15 protein-coding genes are annotated in these 14,087 nt (G+C 55.0%); 10 read left to right on the top strand and 5 right to left on the bottom strand.

Annotated elements, in window-relative coordinates; all coding sequences use genetic code 11:
- The first annotated feature begins 14 nt into the window (after positions 1–14).
- The 9 genes from kdsC to npr all read left to right on the top strand — a co-directional run bounded on the left by kdsC (position 15) and on the right by npr (position 5,942).
- Positions 15–581, top strand: a complete 567-nt coding sequence (gene kdsC / locus DVA44_RS02675; RefSeq protein WP_103824984.1) for a 3-deoxy-manno-octulosonate-8-phosphatase KdsC — start codon at positions 15–17, stop codon at positions 579–581.
- A complete protein-coding gene (gene lptC / locus DVA44_RS02670; protein ID WP_114385667.1) occupies positions 578–1,153 on the top strand; it encodes an LPS export ABC transporter periplasmic protein LptC in 576 nt (191 codons plus the stop codon). Before kdsC ends, lptC begins: the two co-directional genes overlap by 4 nt.
- The gene (gene lptA, locus DVA44_RS02665; RefSeq protein WP_103177190.1) at positions 1,122–1,676 is read left to right on the top strand and encodes a lipopolysaccharide ABC transporter substrate-binding protein LptA; all 555 of its coding nucleotides are present in this window, start codon (positions 1,122–1,124) and stop codon (positions 1,674–1,676) included. Before lptC ends, lptA begins: the two co-directional genes overlap by 32 nt.
- Before the next feature lie 6 nt (positions 1,677–1,682).
- Entirely contained in the window at positions 1,683–2,408 is a 726-nt protein-coding gene (lptB, locus tag DVA44_RS02660) for an LPS export ABC transporter ATP-binding protein (protein WP_114385666.1), read from the top strand.
- A gap of 47 nt (positions 2,409–2,455) precedes the next feature.
- Entirely contained in the window at positions 2,456–3,889 is a 1,434-nt protein-coding gene (rpoN, locus tag DVA44_RS02655) for an RNA polymerase factor sigma-54 (protein ID WP_103177192.1), read from the top strand.
- A gap of 22 nt (positions 3,890–3,911) precedes the next feature.
- Entirely contained in the window at positions 3,912–4,199 is a 288-nt protein-coding gene (gene hpf / locus DVA44_RS02650; protein WP_114385665.1) for a ribosome hibernation promoting factor, read from the top strand.
- Positions 4,200–4,281: 82 nt separating this feature from the next.
- Positions 4,282–4,773 (top strand): PTS IIA-like nitrogen regulatory protein PtsN, encoded by a 492-nt coding sequence (gene ptsN / locus DVA44_RS02645; protein WP_103177194.1) that lies wholly within the window; start codon positions 4,282–4,284, stop codon positions 4,771–4,773.
- A 45-nt stretch (positions 4,774–4,818) separates the two neighbouring features.
- A complete protein-coding gene (rapZ, locus tag DVA44_RS02640; protein ID WP_032614487.1) occupies positions 4,819–5,673 on the top strand; it encodes an RNase adapter RapZ in 855 nt (284 codons plus the stop codon).
- Entirely contained in the window at positions 5,670–5,942 is a 273-nt protein-coding gene (npr, locus tag DVA44_RS02635; RefSeq protein ID WP_032614489.1) for a PTS phosphocarrier protein NPr, read from the top strand. The genes rapZ and npr overlap by 4 nt, the downstream gene beginning before the upstream one ends.
- On the opposite strand, the gene mtgA is transcribed toward npr, so the two are convergent.
- The 5 genes from mtgA to lptF all read right to left on the bottom strand — a co-directional run bounded on the left by mtgA (position 5,939) and on the right by lptF (position 12,196).
- A complete protein-coding gene (mtgA, locus tag DVA44_RS02630; RefSeq protein WP_103824937.1) occupies positions 5,939–6,664 on the bottom strand; it encodes a monofunctional biosynthetic peptidoglycan transglycosylase in 726 nt (241 codons plus the stop codon). The genes npr and mtgA overlap by 4 nt on opposite strands.
- Positions 6,661–7,314 (bottom strand): isoprenoid biosynthesis glyoxalase ElbB, encoded by a 654-nt coding sequence (gene elbB, locus DVA44_RS02625; RefSeq protein WP_114385664.1) that lies wholly within the window; start codon positions 7,312–7,314, stop codon positions 6,661–6,663. Before elbB ends, mtgA begins: the two co-directional genes overlap by 4 nt.
- A gap of 231 nt (positions 7,315–7,545) precedes the next feature.
- A complete protein-coding gene (arcB, locus tag DVA44_RS02620; RefSeq protein WP_103824939.1) occupies positions 7,546–9,879 on the bottom strand; it encodes an aerobic respiration two-component sensor histidine kinase ArcB in 2,334 nt (777 codons plus the stop codon).
- Positions 9,880–10,013: 134 nt separating this feature from the next.
- Entirely contained in the window at positions 10,014–11,096 is a 1,083-nt protein-coding gene (lptG, locus tag DVA44_RS02615) for an LPS export ABC transporter permease LptG (RefSeq protein ID WP_103177198.1), read from the bottom strand.
- Complete coding sequence (gene lptF / locus DVA44_RS02610) at positions 11,096–12,196, bottom strand: LPS export ABC transporter permease LptF (RefSeq protein ID WP_114385663.1); 1,101 nt, start codon at positions 12,194–12,196, stop codon at positions 11,096–11,098. Before lptF ends, lptG begins: the two co-directional genes overlap by 1 nt.
- A gap of 266 nt (positions 12,197–12,462) precedes the next feature.
- On the opposite strand from lptF, the gene pepA reads away from it, so the two are divergent.
- The gene (pepA, locus tag DVA44_RS02600; protein ID WP_103824940.1) at positions 12,463–13,974 is read left to right on the top strand and encodes a leucyl aminopeptidase; all 1,512 of its coding nucleotides are present in this window, start codon (positions 12,463–12,465) and stop codon (positions 13,972–13,974) included.
- Positions 13,975–14,087 lie beyond the last annotated feature (113 nt).

Raw genomic sequence — 14,087 nt, 5'->3', positions numbered from 1 at the left:
TGAAGGATAAGACAATGATTAATACGGGTGCATCCCTTGCAACCTGTTATGGCCCGGTAAGCGCGCAGATGATGTCGCAGGCCGAGAAAATTCGCCTGCTGATCCTGGATGTGGATGGCGTGCTGTCAGACGGCCTGATTTACATGGGCAATAATGGTGAAGAGCTGAAAGCGTTCAACGTGCGTGATGGCTACGGGATTCGCTGTGCCCTGACATCTGGCATAGAAGTTGCCATCATCACCGGACGTAAGGCTAAACTGGTAGAAGATCGTTGCGAAACGCTGGGCATTACCCATCTCTATCAGGGGCAATCCGATAAGATGGTCGCTTTCAGGGACTTACTTGGTAAACTTGCCATCGCCCCGGAAAACGTTGCCTATGTCGGAGACGATCTTATTGACTGGCCAGTGATGGCAGAAGTGGGACTTAGCATCGCCGTGGCCGATGCCCATCCGCTTTTGATCCCACGCGCTGACTATGTCACCCGGATTAACGGTGGCCGTGGCGCAGTACGAGAAGTCTGCGACCTGTTACTGCTGGCGCAAGGTAAGCTTGATGAGGCCAAAGGGCAATCGATATGAGTAAAACCAGACGTTGGGTTATTATTCTGCTAACGCTTGTCGTACTGGTACTGATTGGCGTGAATCTCGCTGACCGGGACGACGAACAAGCGCCGACGGTTAACACCAACGCTCCAACGTATAAAAGCGATCACAGCGATACCGTCGTTTACAGCCCGGAAGGGGCGCTGAATTACCGCCTTATCGCTCAGCACGTTGAGTATTTTTCCGAACAGGGCGTCTCATGGTTTACTCAACCGGTGATGACCACGTTTGATACCGATAAAATTCCGACATGGTCGATTAAAGCAGATCGGGCAAAACTGACGAATGACCGTATGCTTTATCTGTATGGCCATGTTGAAGTGAATGCGCTGACCGCAGATGCGCAGTTGCGCAAAATCACGACCGATAACGCACAGATAAACCTTGTGACTCAGGATGTAACATCGCAGGATCTGGTCACGTTATACGGCACAACATTTAATTCCAGCGGTCTGAGAATGCGCGGGAACTTACGCAGCAAGAACGCAGAGCTGATTGAAAAGGTTAGAACCTCTTATGAAATTCAAAACAAACAAACTCAGCCTTAATTGTGTTATAGCCAGCGCCCTGCTGGCCCTTAGCCTGCCTGCGCTTGCTGTGACGGGTGATACCGAGCAGCCGATTCATATCGAATCTGATACGCAATCACTCGATATGCAAGGCAACGTGGTGACCTTTACCGGCAACGTGGTCGTGACTCAGGGCACCATCAAAATTAATGCCGACAAGGTAGTGGTGACGCGTCCTGGCGGTGAGGACGGGAAAGAGATTATCGATGGCTACGGCAACCCGGCCACCTTCTATCAGATGCAGGATAACGGCAAGCCGGTGAAAGGCCACGCCTCCCAGATGCACTACGAGCTGGCGAAAGATTTCGTTGTTCTTACTGGTAATGCGTACCTGGAGCAGCTCGACAGCAATATCAAGGGCGACAAGATCACCTACCTGGTCAAAGAGCAGAAAATGCAGGCCTTCAGCGAGAAAGGCAAACGCGTGACCACCGTACTGGTTCCATCGCAGCTGCAGGACAAAAATAGCAATCAGGCCCCGGCACAGAAAAAGAGTAACTAATTCGTTATGGCAACATTAACTGCAAAGAATCTCGCCAAAGCCTATAAGGGCCGCCGCGTCGTGGAAGATGTCAGTTTGACCGTCAACTCCGGCGAGATTGTCGGCCTGTTGGGTCCTAACGGTGCAGGTAAAACCACCACCTTTTATATGGTGGTGGGCATTGTTCCGCGCGACGCGGGTAACATCATTATTGATGACGAAGATATCAGCCTGCTGCCCCTGCACGCCCGTGCGCGCCGCGGGATCGGTTATCTGCCGCAGGAAGCATCCATTTTCCGTCGCCTGAGCGTTTTCGATAACCTGATGGCGGTGCTGCAGATCCGCGATGATCTGACCGCCGAACAGCGTCAGGATCGCGCCAATGAGCTGATGGAAGAGTTCCATATCGAACACCTGCGCGACAGCATGGGCCAAGCGCTCTCCGGTGGCGAACGCCGCCGTGTGGAAATTGCCCGCGCGCTGGCGGCTAATCCGAAATTTATTCTGCTCGATGAACCGTTTGCGGGGGTTGACCCCATTTCGGTTATCGATATCAAACGTATTATTGAGCATCTGCGCGACAGTGGGCTCGGGGTTCTCATCACCGACCACAACGTACGTGAGACGCTGGCGGTGTGTGAGCGTGCCTATATCGTCAGCCAGGGCCACCTCATCGCCCACGGTACCCCGCAGCAGATCCTCGAAGACGATCATGTTAAGCGCGTGTATCTTGGGGAAGACTTCAGACTCTGATAGGGTAGAAGTTAAGACTCGCGTAAACGGAGAAAAATGCTCTGAACATGAAGCAAGGTTTGCAATTAAGGCTCAGCCAACAGCTGGCAATGACGCCGCAGTTACAACAGGCTATTCGTCTGTTGCAACTGTCGACGCTGGAACTGCAGCAGGAGCTCCAGCAAGCGCTGGAAAGTAACCCCCTGCTCGAGCAAACCGATCTTCACGATGAGGTAGAAACGCAACAAAGCCAGGATAACGAGACCCTCGACACGGTTGATGCCCTTGAGCAAAAAGAGATGCCTGACGAGCTCCCTCTCGATGCCAGCTGGGATGAGATCTACACCGCCGGCACGCCATCCGGTACACGCGCAGACTACCAGGATGACGAGTTGCCGGTCTATCAGGGCGAGACCACCCAGTCACTGCAGGATTATCTGATGTGGCAGGTAGAGCTGACACCGTTCTCCGATACCGATCGCGCCATCGCCACCTCCATTGTAGATGCCGTGGATGAGACCGGCTATCTGACCGTGTCGCTGGACGATATTCTGGAGAGCATAGGCGATGACGAGATTGAGCTCGAAGAGGTCGAAGCGGTCCTGAAGCGCGTTCAGCGCTTTGACCCGATTGGCGTCGCCGCGAGAGATCTCCGTGACTGCTTGCTCATTCAGCTTTCGCAGTTTGTTAAAGAGACCCCGTGGCTGGAAGAGGCCCGGCTTATCATCAGCGAACATCTGGATCTGCTTGCCAACCACGATTTCCGCTCACTGATGCGCGTCACGCGGCTGAAAGAGGAGATCCTGAAAGAGGCGGTCAACCTGATTCAGTCTCTGGATCCGCGCCCGGGGCAATCTATCCAGACCAGCGAGCCGGAGTATGTCATTCCCGATGTGCTGGTGCGCAAGCATAACGGTTTGTGGACCGTCGAGCTGAATTCCGACAGCATTCCCCGCCTGCAAATCAATCAGCAATACGCCTCAATGTGCACCAGCTCGCGCAACGACTCGGATAACCAGTTTATCCGCAGTAATCTGCAGGAAGCCCGCTGGCTGATCAAAAGCCTTGAGAGCCGCAATGATACACTGCTGCGCGTCAGCCGCTGCATCGTCGAGCAGCAGCAGGCGTTTTTTGAGCAGGGTGAAGAGTTTATGAAACCGATGGTGCTGGCGGATATCGCCCAGGCCGTCGAGATGCATGAGTCGACCATTTCTCGCGTGACGACGCAGAAGTATCTGCACAGTCCGCGTGGTATTTTTGAGCTTAAGTATTTTTTCTCCAGCCATGTCAACACCGAAGGCGGCGGCGAAGCCTCGTCGACAGCCATCCGGGCGCTGGTGAAAAAATTGATCGCCGCGGAAAACCCCGCGAAACCGCTGAGTGACAGTAAGTTGACCACCATGCTGTCCGAACAAGGTATCATGGTGGCACGCCGCACTGTTGCGAAGTATCGAGAGTCTTTATCCATTCCGCCGTCAAACCAGCGTAAACAACTGGTCTGACACAACCGATAAGGAAGACACTATGCAGCTCAACATCACAGGACACAATGTCGAAATCACTGAATCCCTGCGTGAATTTGTGAATACCAAGTTCGCTAAGCTCGAGCAGTATTTCGAGAGGATCAACCATGTCTATGTTGTGTTAAAAGTGGAAAAAGTGACTCATATCTCGGATGCTACCTTGCACGTCAACGGGGGCGAAATCCATGCCAGTGCGGAAGGGCAGGACATGTACGCGGCTATCGACGGCTTGATTGACAAGCTGGCACGACAGCTAAACAAACATAAAGACAAACTGAAACAACACTAATTGTCCGGGCAGTTAACGGGTGCAGGACGGCCTGTTGTGAAACACAACGGGCCCTTTGTACAGTTAGCGCTTAGGTGAAATTATGATGAATAACGATTCCACTCTACAACTGAGCAGTGTCCTTAATCAGGAATGTACCCGCAGTGCCGTTCACTGCCAGAGCAAAAAACGTGCGCTGGAGATCATCAGTGAACTGGCCGCAAAACAGCTGAGCCTGGCGCCACAAGTGGTCTTTGAAGCGATCCTCACCCGCGAAAAAATGGGCAGTACCGGCATCGGTAACGGCATCGCCATTCCACATGGCAAACTGGAAGAGGATACTCTGCGCGCTGTAGGGGTGTTTGTTCAACTGGAAACACCTATCGCCTTCGATGCCATTGATAACCAGCCGGTCGATTTGCTGTTTGCCCTGCTGGTGCCAGCCGATCAGACCAAAACGCATCTGCATACGCTCTCGCTGGTGGCTAAACGTCTGGCGGATAAAACCATCTGTCGTCGTTTACGCGCGGCGCAGAGCGACGAAGAGCTTTATCAAATTATTACAGAAACGGAAGGCAATCAGGATGAGGCGTAATCGGGTGATGGCTTTAACATCTGTGGTCCTGAGGAGAAACGGTACATGGTGCTGATGATCGTCAGCGGGCGTTCGGGCTCCGGGAAATCGGTCGCCCTGCGCGCGCTGGAAGATATGGGCTTTTACTGCGTGGATAACCTGCCGGTGGTGCTTCTGCCCGAGCTGGCCCGTTCGCTGGCGGATCGGCAGATCTCTGCGGCAGTCAGCATCGACGTGCGTAACATGCCTGAATCGCCGGAGATCTTTGAGCAGGCGATGAGCAATCTGCCAGAGGCCTTTTCACCTCAGCTGCTGTTCCTTGATGCCGACCGCAATACGTTGATTCGTCGCTACAGTGACACCCGCCGTTTGCATCCGCTCTCCAGTAAAAATCTGTCGCTGGAAAGTGCCATTGACCAGGAGAGCGATCTGCTGGAGCCGCTGCGCTCGCGCGCCGATCTGATCGTCGATACCTCAGAGATGTCGGTCCATGAGCTGGCGGAGATGCTACGCACCCGTCTGCTGGGTAAACGCGAACGCGAGCTGACGATGGTCTTTGAATCGTTCGGCTTTAAGCACGGTATCCCTATCGATGCGGACTACGTGTTTGACGTGCGCTTCTTACCGAACCCGCACTGGGATCCGAAGCTGCGCCCGATGACCGGCCTGGATAAGCCGGTCGCAGCCTTCCTTGACAGACATACGGAAGTGCATAACTTTATCTATCAGACGCGCAGCTATCTTGAACTCTGGTTGCCGATGCTGGAGACAAACAATCGCAGCTACCTGACGGTGGCGATTGGTTGTACCGGGGGTAAACACCGTTCGGTCTATATTGCTGAGCAACTGGCTGACTATTTCCGCTCGCGCGGTAAAAACGTGCAGTCCCGTCATCGTACGCTGGAAAAACGTAAAACATGACCGTAAAGCAGACCGTTGAAATCACCAACAAGCTGGGCATGCATGCCCGCCCGGCGATGAAGTTATTTGAACTGATGCAGGGATTTGACGCGGAAGTTCTGCTGCGTAACGACGAAGGCACCGAAGCCGAAGCCAACAGCGTCATCGCTCTGCTGATGCTGGATTCGGCAAAGGGCCGTCAGATTGAAATTGAAGCCACCGGCCCGCAGGAAGTGGAGGCGCTGGCAGCAGTCATTGCGCTGTTCAACGCCGGGTTTGATGAAGATTAATGCAGCTTATTGGCCTGCATAAATCCTTCCCCACCGAGCTGGCGCATCTGGCGCAGGATCCACGCCTGACGGCTACGTACATAGCCTGATGGCGCACTGGCCTTAAAGCGAATCGGGTTCGGTAACACAGCCGCCAGCAGCGCGGCCTCCGACGCTGTCAGACGGCTTGCAGGTTTGTTGAAATAGCGCTGCGCCGCGGCTTCGACCCCAAATATCCCTTCGCCAAATTCCGCGATATTGAGATATACCGTCAGGATCCGTTTCTTACTCCACACCGTTTCGATACCCAGCGTCAGCCCGGCTTCAAAGCCCTTTCTCACCCAGCTGCGACCATCCCATAAAAACAGGTTCTTCGCCGTCTGCTGAGAAAGCGTGGATGCTCCGCGGATACGGCTCTCGTTGCGCTCGTTATGCGCTAGCGCCTTCTCGATCGCCCCGACGTCAAACCCCCAGTGCTGAGGGAATTTTTGATCTTCGGCGGCAATCACGGCGAGCCCCATCCAGGGGGAGATCTCATCCATACTCACCCAGTCAGAGTGCGCAAAGTAGCTGAAATTACCGCTCAGCCAGTTGCTCACCTGACGTTCAACCATTACCGCTGAAAATGGCACTGGCAGAAAGCTGAACAGGGCGATACCCCCACCCCAGAAAACCGCCATGATCAACAGAATGCGAATGACGATCCGTCTTAACCAACCCGCTTTCGGACGTCTTAACTTCATGCAGCGAGCACCAGTACGCGCGTAACCAGCTTCTCAATGCCCGTCGCCGCTTCCGCAATATTTTGTGCCAGCATGTAAGCGGGTGTGGTGACGATCCTGTTCTCTTCGTCGACCACAATATCATCCACCGGGCAGGGGATATGCTCACCGCCCATATCCTCGATAGCCTCAGCGGTATCAATATCCGTTCCGATGGTCAGGCGCAGCGGCATATCAAAAATGGCTGGCAGCATCGCAGGGGCGATACAGATAAAGCCCAACGGTTTGCCGGCTTCATGCATCTGCAGCGCCAGCGCTTTTAAATCACTGTCTACCCGGCAACCACTTCCCTGGGCGGCAAAATCGCTCAGGTTTTTTGCCGCGCCAAAACCGCCTGGCACAATCAGCGCGTCCAGCTCGGTAGCCCGGGCCTCGCTGAGCGGACGAACCTGTCCACGGGCAATCCGCGCGGACTCAATCAGGACGTTACGGCTTTCGGCCATCGTTTCGCCGGTCAGGTAGTTGATCACGTCTACCTGGGTTTTATCCGGGGCGAAGCAGACCGCTTCGGCGCCGTTACGCGCCAGAGCCAGTAGCGTCAAAACAGCTTCATGAATTTCAGAACCATCGTAAACACCACATCCGCTCAGTACCACGCCAACCTTTTTCATCCTGGGATCCCTCTCGAAAAATGCTAAATGCACATTAAAGATTCTGATTAAAACGGTATGCTTCACACATTTAACTGATTCATGTAACAACGTATTTAAGATTTGCTATCTTAACTGCGTGCAGCCTAAAGTTTCCGGCTACGCCATTTACGAAAAAAACGATTTCTATTCAGGCGCAGCCAAGATTTCCCTGGTGTTGGCGCAGTATTCGCGCACCCCGGTCTACCGGGGTCATTTTTTTCTGCTCTCCACCCAGGCTTTCAGCACGGCCACATCGTTCTGCCACTCCTGCTTCATCTCCTCAACCCATTCGCCTACGTTATCTTCCCACGCGGGTAAATCTGGAGACTGAATCTGCTGACCAAGCTGCTGCAGATGACGCAAACCCACCGATCCAGCCGCACCTTTGATTTTGTGGCCTTCTTCAACGATGCCTTTCTTATCCCGAGCCGTCAGGTTTGACTCGAGCACGTTTAAATAGCCCGGCATCATCTTCTCGAAGATCGCCAGGCCATCGGTAATCAACTTCGGACCAACCAGATCGATGTACTGCTCGAGCATGTCGATATCCAGCAAAGACTGCGCTTTCTCTGTATCTACCTTCGTCATGGTGCTCTCCTCTTCGTCACAGGTGTCCCAGAACTTCTTGATCATGGCGGTTAAGGCGGGTACCGCCAGCGGTTTGCTCAGTACATCGTCCATACCAGCATCCAGGTACTCTTTTTTGTCTTTCAGCACGTTGGCGGTCAGCGCCACCAGCGGCGGCAGCTCGTCGCTGGCGTAACGGCTCGTCAGCTCGCGCGAGATATCCAGCCCGGTCATGTCCGGCAACTGAATGTCCAGCAGCACCAGGTCATATTCTCCCGGCGTGAACATCTCCAGCGCGGCTTTACCGGTCATGGCGACGTCCACGCTGCTGCCCAGTTTCTCCAGCACCGAGCGCGCGACAATCACGTTCAGCTCGATATCTTCCACCAGCAGCACATGCAGGGCAGGCAGCGGCATATCGTCATGGGCAAAAGTGTCCTCGACCTCTTCCGCCACTGCCGGGGCCCGAACGCTGAGTTTAAATACAGAGCCGTGCCCAGGGTTGCTGGTCACCGTGATGTCACCGCCCATGCTCTTCGCCAGACGGCGCGATACCGCCAGACCGATGCCGGTCCCGGTAGCGGGTTTGCCCCCGTGGCTGTCTTTAACCTGGTAATACATGGCGAAGATTTTGTCCTGCTCCTCCTGCGGGATCCCGATCCCGGAATCTTCCACCTCGAAGTGCAGCATCTCCCCCTCGCCGTAGCGCACGCGAACCGCCACCTGACCACTCTGGGTGAATTTGACCGCGTTGCTGATCAGGTTCCACAGGATCTGGCGCAGGCGCGTGCCGTCGGTCACCACCTTATGCGGCAGCGGCAGGGTTGGCTCCATCACAAAGCGTAGCCCTTTCTGCTGCGCCTGCAGACCGGAGAGGTTTTCCAGATCGGCCAGGAAGCTGGTGAAGTCCACCGGCTGGTTATCCAGCTGGACTTTGCGCCGCTCCATCTTATCCATATCAATAATATCGTTGAAGATATTGCCGAGCGTGACCGCCGAGACATGGATGGTTTTAAGATATTTCTCCTGCTCGGCCGTCAGTTCGGTGTCGAGCAGAATGCGGCTTAACCCGACGATACCGTTCAGCGGAGTACGCAGTTCATGGCTGATGGTGGAGATAAAGGTCGTTTTATCCCGGCTGGCGCGCTCCAGCGCATCCTGGTAGCGCTTACGCTCGGTAATATCACGCCCGAAGCCCATCAACCCGTGACGTTTCCCGACGCGGTCGTAGTACGGCACTTTACGGATTTCGAAGCAGGCTTTGCGTCCGTCCGGGTAGTCGAGCCACTGCTCGTAGGTCAGGGAGACGTTGTGACGGAACACCTTCTCATCGGTTTCGATAACTTTGGCTGCCGCCTCCGGAGAGTAGACATCCTGCGGGCGCAGATTGATAAGCTGTTTTTCGCTCTTACCGGTCAGTAACTCCATCGCCCGGTTACAGCCGGAAAACTCTTTATCTTCATTGCGGTAGAAAACCAGGTCCGGGGAGGCATCAAGGAAAGAGCGCAGGAACGAAGACTGCTGTTCAAGCTGGATCTGCGTCTGTTCACGCTCTTTCATTTCGATTTTCAGCTGTTCCAGCGTAGTCTGGCGCTCAGCCTCCGCTTTTTCACGATCTGAGATCTCCTGGTTCAGCTGAGCGATGTTGTCTTTTAGCTGCACGTTGAGCTTCAGATCGCGCTCGCGCATCTCTTCCAGCTTTTCCACCAGCCGGGTCAGCCGCTGGCGGGACTCCTCCAGCTGCTCAACCACCACCGAGAGGAAATAGACCGCCCAGGGCGTAATCAGTAGGCCAAAGAAAATGGAACGTATAAGGTCGATACTCTCAACCTGGCCGTGGAGCACCATGGTAATGGCCATCTGTACCACAATCGCCAGCACCACCAGCGCCAGCGCCAGCAACAGGGAGAAGCGCACCAGGCCAAGCTTCATCATCAGATCGACATAGTATTGCGCCAGTAACCGAATTTGCTTCATAAGGGATCTCTTCACGACGTCATCGCACAATAATACTCAAATTCCAGGCAAGACGTTGAAGGTTGTGCAAAAAAGTGAGGGGTAAAACAGGCGATGCGCCTCACTTCCCAAGCAGGGAAGTGAGGCGGGAGGGGTCAGGAGCGCTTGAGCAGCAGCCAGAGGCTGATCACGAAGAAGGAGGCGCTCGGTAGCAGCGCGCCAATCACCGGCGGTATACCGTACACCAGCGTCAGCGGGCCGAAGATTTGGTCCAGAACGTAGAAGACAAAGCCGAAGCTGATACCTGTCACGACACGCACCCCCATCGGGACGCTACGCAGCGGGCCAAAGATAAACGACAATGCCATCAGCATCATCACCGCCACCGAGAGCGGCTGGAAGACCTTGCTCCACATGTTGAGCTGATAACGTCCGGAATCCTGGCCGCTCGATTTCAGGTACTTCACGTAGTTGTACAGGCCGCTGATGGAGAGAGCATCCGGATCCAGCGCAACCACACCGAGCTTATCCGGCGTCAGGTTGGTTTTCCATGTGCCAGAGACTGTTTGCGACCCGGTGATCTGTTTTGGATCCTGCAGGTTTGATTCATCTACCTGCGACAGACGCCAGACCTTGTTATCAGTATCAAACGTGGCCGACGCGGCGTAACGCACCGCCTGCAGACGACGCTGATCGTTAAAGCTGTAAATGCTCACACCGCCGAGGGAGTTATCGCCCGTGACGCGTTCGATGTAGACAAAGTTATTGCCATCTTTCGCCCACAGCCCCTGCTGGGTAGAGAGCAACGAGCCGCCATACATCATTTGCGCGCGGTAGTTACGCGCCATCTGTTCTCCCTGTGGCGCAACCCACTCCCCCATCGCCATGGTCAGCAATACCAGCGGGATCGCCGTTTTCATGACGGAGAGCGCCACCTGCATACGGGTAAAGCCGGAGGCCTGCATGACCACCAGCTCACTGCGCTGCGCCAGCATCCCCAGCCCCAGCAACGCCCCTAACAGCGCCGCCATCGGGAAGAAGATTTGCACATCTTTTGGAATGCTGAGCAGGGTATACATCCCCGCGCCCATGGCATCGTAGCTCCCCTGCCCGGCCTTTTTCAGCTGGTCCACAAACTTGATGATGCCGGAGAGCGACACCAGCATGAATAAGGTCATCATGATGGTGGTGAAAATGGTTTTACCGATATAGCGGTCAAGAACGCCAAACGCCTGCATTACACCGCTCCTTTACGCATAAACCGGGCCCGCACGCGGCGCATCGGCACGGTGTCCCACAGGTTGAGGGCAACGGCCAACAGCAGATAGAGTCCGTTAATTACCCAGGTCCAGATAACCGGGTCAATTTTTCCTTTGCCACCGTTCGATTTGATCGACGTTTGCAGCAGGAAGAACACCAGATAAAGCAGCATGGCGGGCAGCATGGAGAGCACCCGTCCCTGACGTGGGTTTACCACGCTAAGCGGCACCACCATCAACGCCATCATAAAGACCGTGAATACCAGGGTGATTCGCCAGTGCAGCTCCGCGCGGGCGCGATTGGTATCGGTATTGATCAGTGTGCGCATGTCCATCTGCTCGGTATCGCTGGGATCCAGCGCAACCGCCTGATGACCAATAATTGCCTGGTAGTTCTGGAAGTCAGTGATGCGGAAATCACGCAGCAACGCCGTACCTTCAAAGCGGGTGCCTTTGTTCAGCGTCACAATCTGCGAACCGTCTTTCCCCTGCGCCAGCTGGCCGGAATCGGCCACTACAACAGAGGGACGGGCATTGCCCTTGGGACGGATTTGCGCGAGGAACACATCGTTAAAGCGGTTGCCATCCACGCTTTCGATAAACAGCACGGAGTTACCATCCGTTGCCTGCTGGAACTGCCCCTGGGCCAGCGCGGTCATACCGGGGTTGGCTTTCGCCTCCGCCAGCACTTCATCCTGATGACGAGAAGAGACCGGACCGGCCCACATGACGTTTACGGCGGCCACGATGCCGGTGAATAACGCCAGGAGCATAGCGGCTTTAACCAGAACCGCTTTGCTCAGACCGCACGCATGCATGACGGTGATTTCACTTTCGGTATAGAGTTTACCGAGCGTCATCAGCAGTCCGAGGAAAAGGCTAAGTGGCAGGATAAGCTGCGCCATTTCAGGCACGCCCAGCCCAAGCAGAGAAAGCACCAGATTTGTGGGAATTTCGCCATCAACAGCCGCGCCGAGGATCCTTACCAGTTTCTGACAGAAAAAGATCAGAAGCAGTATGAAGAGTATCGCCAGCTGGCTTTTGAGCGTCTCCCGCACCAGATATCTTATGATTATCACATTAAATACGCCCGTAAAAACCCGTCTCTTTGCAGGAAAATCGCTTGTTTCATGGCTTAAACGTCATTTATTCTCTTGAGTCGTCGAAATCATCGCTAAGATTAGAACACCCGACGGATTCGCGCTTCAGGAGTTATTATGACGTGCCGAAACCGTAATAACGTAAGATTAACACGAAGTCACCGCAACAGCGGGCACGAGTTACGAAAGGTTTCAATTCTATCCGTAGCTGCCGCTGTTGTCTTTAAGATTCAGGAGCGTAGTTCATGGAGTTCAGTGTAAAAAGCGGTAGCCCGGAGAAACAGCGGAGTGCCTGCATCGTTGTCGGCGTGTTTGAACCCCGCAGACTCTCTCCAATCGCCGAACAACTCGATAAGATCAGTGACGGCTACATTAGCGCCCTGCTGCGCCGCGGCGAGCTGGAAGGCAAGCCGGGCCAGACATTGCTGCTGCATCACGTGCCTAACGTCCTCTCCGAGCGCATCCTGCTGATTGGCTGTGGCAAGGAGCGTGAGCTGGACGAGCGCCAGTACAAACAGGTCATTCAGAAAACGATCAATACGCTGAATGATACTGGCTCAATGGAGGCCGTCTGCTTCCTGACCGAACTGCACGTCAAAGGCCGCAATACCTACTGGAAAGTACGCCAGGCGGTTGAGACAGCCAAAGAGACCCTTTACAGCTTCGATCAGCTGAAAACCACTAAAAGCGAACCGCGTCGTCCGCTGCGTAAGATGGTCTTTAACGTCCCGACCCGTCGCGAGCTGACCAGCGGTGAACGCGCTATTCAGCATGGCCTGGCTATTGCAGCCGGTATCAAGGCCGCGAAAGACCTGGGCAATATGCCGCCTAACATCTGTAACGCGGGCTACCTTGCATCACAGGCGCGTCAGCTGGCTGACTCCTACAGCAAAAATGTTGTCACCCGCGTGATTGGCGAACAGCAGATGAAAGAGCTGGGGATGCACTCCTACCTCGCCGTCGGCAACGGTTCACAAAATGAATCCCTGATGTCGGTCATTGAGTACAAAGGCAACCCGGCAGAAGACGTACGTCCGATTGTGCTGGTGGGTAAAGGCCTGACCTTCGACTCCGGCGGTATCTCCATCAAGCCTGCCGAAGGCATGGACGAGATGAAGTACGACATGTGCGGCGCGGCGGCGGTTTACGGCGTAATGCGCATGGTGGCCGAGCTGCAACTGCCAATCAACGTGATTGGCGTGCTGGCGGGCTGTGAAAACATGCCGGGTGGTCGCGCCTATCGTCCAGGTGACGTCCTTACCACCATGTCCGGGCAGACCGTTGAAGTCCTGAACACCGACGCCGAAGGCCGTCTGGTACTGTGCGACGTGCTGACCTACGTTGAGCGCTTCGATCCGGAAGCGGTTATCGACGTAGCAACCCTGACCGGCGCCTGCGTGATTGCCCTGGGTCACCACATCACCGGCCTGATGTCGAACCACAACCCGCTGGCGCATGAGCTGATTGGTGCCTCCGAGCAGGCGGGCGATCGTGCATGGCGTCTGCCGCTGGGCGATGAGTATCAGGAGCAGCTGGAGTCTAACTTTGCGGATATGGCGAATATCGGCGGTCGTCCTGGCGGTGCTATCACCGCGGGCTGCTTCCTGTCGCGCTTTACCCGCAAGTACAATTGGGCACACCTGGATATCGCGGGCACCGCATGGCGCTCCGGTAAAGCCAAAGGCGCAACTGGCCGTCCAGTGGCTCTGCTGTCGCAGTTCCTGCTCAATCGCGCCGGTTTTAACGGCGACGAGTAAGGGTAAATGCCGGGTGGCGGCGTCGCCTTACCCGGCCTACAAACGGCAGTAAACCGTAGGCCCGGTAAGCGTAGCGCCACCGGGCTTAAGCATTTAAAGTCACCACAAGAAAC

The organism is Leclercia sp. W17, assembly GCF_003336325.1.
In the GTDB taxonomy this organism is placed as follows: domain Bacteria; phylum Pseudomonadota; class Gammaproteobacteria; order Enterobacterales; family Enterobacteriaceae; genus Enterobacter.
This window is presented reverse-complemented; position numbering and strand designations above follow the sequence as displayed.

Excerpts from the sequence above, each read along its gene's own strand:
- kdsC (WP_103824984.1), top strand. The coding sequence starts at position 15 with ATGATTAATACGGGTGCATCCCTTGCAACCTGTTATGGCCCGGTAAGC.
- lptC (WP_114385667.1), top strand. The coding sequence starts at position 578 with ATGAGTAAAACCAGACGTTGGGTTATTATTCTGCTAACGCTTGTCGTA.
- lptA (WP_103177190.1), top strand. The coding sequence starts at position 1,122 with ATGAAATTCAAAACAAACAAACTCAGCCTTAATTGTGTTATAGCCAGC.
- lptB (WP_114385666.1), top strand. The coding sequence starts at position 1,683 with ATGGCAACATTAACTGCAAAGAATCTCGCCAAAGCCTATAAGGGCCGC.
- rpoN (WP_103177192.1), top strand. The coding sequence starts at position 2,456 with ATGAAGCAAGGTTTGCAATTAAGGCTCAGCCAACAGCTGGCAATGACG.
- hpf (WP_114385665.1), top strand. The coding sequence starts at position 3,912 with ATGCAGCTCAACATCACAGGACACAATGTCGAAATCACTGAATCCCTG.
- ptsN (WP_103177194.1), top strand. The coding sequence starts at position 4,282 with ATGATGAATAACGATTCCACTCTACAACTGAGCAGTGTCCTTAATCAG.
- rapZ (WP_032614487.1), top strand. The coding sequence starts at position 4,819 with ATGGTGCTGATGATCGTCAGCGGGCGTTCGGGCTCCGGGAAATCGGTC.
- npr (WP_032614489.1), top strand. The coding sequence starts at position 5,670 with ATGACCGTAAAGCAGACCGTTGAAATCACCAACAAGCTGGGCATGCAT.
- mtgA (WP_103824937.1), bottom strand. The coding sequence starts at position 6,664 with ATGAAGTTAAGACGTCCGAAAGCGGGTTGGTTAAGACGGATCGTCATT.
- elbB (WP_114385664.1), bottom strand. The coding sequence starts at position 7,314 with ATGAAAAAGGTTGGCGTGGTACTGAGCGGATGTGGTGTTTACGATGGT.
- arcB (WP_103824939.1), bottom strand. The coding sequence starts at position 9,879 with ATGAAGCAAATTCGGTTACTGGCGCAATACTATGTCGATCTGATGATG.
- lptG (WP_103177198.1), bottom strand. The coding sequence starts at position 11,096 with ATGCAGGCGTTTGGCGTTCTTGACCGCTATATCGGTAAAACCATTTTC.
- pepA (WP_103824940.1), top strand. The coding sequence starts at position 12,463 with ATGGAGTTCAGTGTAAAAAGCGGTAGCCCGGAGAAACAGCGGAGTGCC.